This window comes from Mesorhizobium sp. M2A.F.Ca.ET.037.01.1.1 (assembly GCF_003998075.1).
Classification (GTDB): Bacteria; Pseudomonadota; Alphaproteobacteria; order Rhizobiales; family Rhizobiaceae; genus Mesorhizobium.
In genome coordinates this window covers 1-2185 of sequence record NZ_RZSA01001040.1, presented here as the reverse complement: position 1 = coordinate 2185, position 2185 = coordinate 1, and the positions used below count along the sequence as shown (strand labels likewise).

The window sequence follows — 2185 nt, the reverse complement described above, 5'->3', positions numbered from 1 at the left end:
CAGCGGCGCCGGCGCGGCCGCCCGCTATTCGATGGGCCTGGTCATCTTCACCGGCATCCTGGTCGGCACCATGTTCACGCTCTTCGTCGTGCCGATGTTCTACACCTTCATCGCCAGCAAGGACCTGCCGCATCTCGCCGAGAAGCCCGATCCGAAGCTGATGCCGGCGCTGCCGAGCTGATCGGCACGACAGCAAAAAAACAAAAGAGGCCGGAAATTCCGGCCTCTTTTTTGGCGGCTGCCTCACGGCTTCAGCTGAGCAATTCCAGGAAAAGTGTGTAACGGCTTTCCGTCCGGAATTGCGTCTCACAAAGTACGCCGAAGGCGGCAACCGGCCTGCTACCCTAACCCAGCCTTTTACTTGACGATGACGATGCTGGTGTTGGCGGGGCCGAAGGCCTCGACGAGCTGATAGAAGTCGGCTGCCGCGTCGGGATGCAGCCGCACGCAACCATGCGAAGCGGGACGGCCGAGACGGCTAATGGCGTAGGTGGCGTGGACGGCGTAGCCGCCGCTGAAGAACACCGAATGCGGCATCGGCGCGTTGTCGTATTTCTTCGAGTACCACATCTCATGCATGCGCGTCGGCTTGAACGAACCGGTCGGCGTGATGTGCCCCCTCGCGCCGGTCGAGACCTTCCAGGTGTAGGTCGGGCGACCGTCGACGGTGACTTCCATGATCTGCTGCGACAGCGAGACCTTGGCGACGATCTGGTTGGCGTGAGCGGCATTGCCGGCGCCGAAGAGCAGCGCGGCACCGGTGAGCGCGGCGGCGGCGACATGGATGAGCTTGGCGGAAATGGCGGTATGCATGACGGATCCCTCTGTTTTTTGCCGTTGTGTCCGGCTTCAATTTCGATGGGCTCTTATCGTGCTCGTCCGTTTCCGAGCTATTTCGCTTGATGCTCGTTTCTGTTTCGAATTCGTTTCCATAAGTTAACAAGAAGCTCCGGCCAGCCATTACATCGCACCTCTTCCGGGGCGCGGCAGGTCGGCGCTACACAATGAGCTTAGTCCCGGAAACGAAAGTTCATTTCATTTCCAATATTAAACACTTACGCCCGGCTCGAAACCAAACTGCAACAAAGTGCAGCCACGGCGGCATGATCTGGATACAGGCCGGCGGCAGATTTGACGCAACGGGAACAGACAACTGCAAACGAAAATGGGCAGGAAATCGAAACTCCGCTCCTGGCTTCTCAGGATCAGCGTCGCGGCAATCGCGCTCGGCGGCGCAGGCTCTGTGGCCGGCAGCCCGGTGACGGCGCTGGCGGCGATGACGTCCGGCGAGGTTTCGACACTGCACATGGCTCTGTTCATCGCCACGGTCTGGATTGTCTCCAGCCTGCGCGTCCACCGGCTGAAGGCCCTCTGGCGGGTCGGCCTCCGGCTGCTGAGGACGCGCGGCCCCTCCGGCTACTTGCTGCCGAGAGGACCGAAGGCCCGCGCCGCAGCGGGGGGCTCCGTCAGCGGCGCGGGCGCTTCGGGAGTTTCCTGAAGCACCGACGACATCGAGATTGAGGATAGGGACATGAAGACGAAATTTGCCGCCTCCGTGCTTTCCGCGCTGCTTTACGCGCAGGGCCTGCTCGGCTTTGCCGCGCTGGCGACGGTGCTGCTCAAGGAGCGCGCCCACGCCGAGACAACCGCCGGCGCCGACATTTTATCCGGCCCCTCGATCATTGTGGTGCGCTGAGCGCCAGGCGCCGGACCCAAGATGACCACCGCTTTGGGGAATCCGATGCTTGATAGACTCGTCGACCCGAATTCACTCGTTGCGCGAGGCTGGTGGATCGAAACGATAGCCGGCGCCGCGGATGGTGATGATGGTCTCGGTGTCGAGCTTTCGGCGCAGCCGCACGATGCGCGAATCGATCGAACGGTCGAAAGCGTCAGCATTCTCGGCCGGGGCCGCGGCAATGATGTCGTCGCGGGTCAGCACCTTGCGCGGGCTCGCCAGGAACAGCTTCAGCAACGCCACCTGCCCCGGGGAAAGCTGATCCTCCGCACCCGAGCGATGCATGACCATGGCCGATCGCAGGTCGACAGTGGCGTTCTCCAGCACGATCAGCTCCCCGGCGGCCCTGCCGCGTCTCATCAGCAGGCCGCCGATGCGCGCGGCAAGCTCGCGCACGTTGAGCGGGCTTTCGACCACATCGGCGGCGCCGAGCTCGAGCGCCAGCAC

At 62.9% G+C, this 2185-nt stretch carries 5 protein-coding genes; 3 read left to right on the top strand and 2 right to left on the bottom strand.

Translation table 11 applies throughout. The features are described from left to right. On the top strand, nt 1–181 hold a 181-nt coding region (locus EOA27_RS33115), incomplete at its 5' end, for a hypothetical protein (RefSeq protein WP_145970710.1). A gap of 176 nt (nt 182–357) precedes the next feature. On the opposite strand, the gene EOA27_RS33110 is transcribed toward EOA27_RS33115, so the two are convergent. Then, a complete protein-coding gene (locus EOA27_RS33110; RefSeq protein ID WP_126080901.1) occupies nt 358–813 on the bottom strand; it encodes a L,D-transpeptidase in 456 nt (151 codons plus the stop codon). 352 nt (nt 814–1165) lie between these two features. On the opposite strand from EOA27_RS33110, the gene EOA27_RS33105 reads away from it, so the two are divergent. Then, complete coding sequence (locus EOA27_RS33105) at nt 1166–1498, top strand: hypothetical protein (protein ID WP_126064138.1); 333 nt, start codon at nt 1166–1168, stop codon at nt 1496–1498. 33 nt (nt 1499–1531) lie between these two features. Further along, entirely contained in the window at nt 1532–1696 is a 165-nt protein-coding gene (locus EOA27_RS33100) for a hypothetical protein (protein ID WP_108702949.1), read from the top strand. A gap of 72 nt (nt 1697–1768) precedes the next feature. Here EOA27_RS33100 and EOA27_RS33095 read toward each other — a convergent pair. Then, nucleotides 1769–2185, bottom strand: a 417-nt coding sequence (locus tag EOA27_RS33095; RefSeq protein WP_145970709.1) for a winged helix-turn-helix domain-containing protein, incomplete at its 5' end; no start/stop codon positions are given.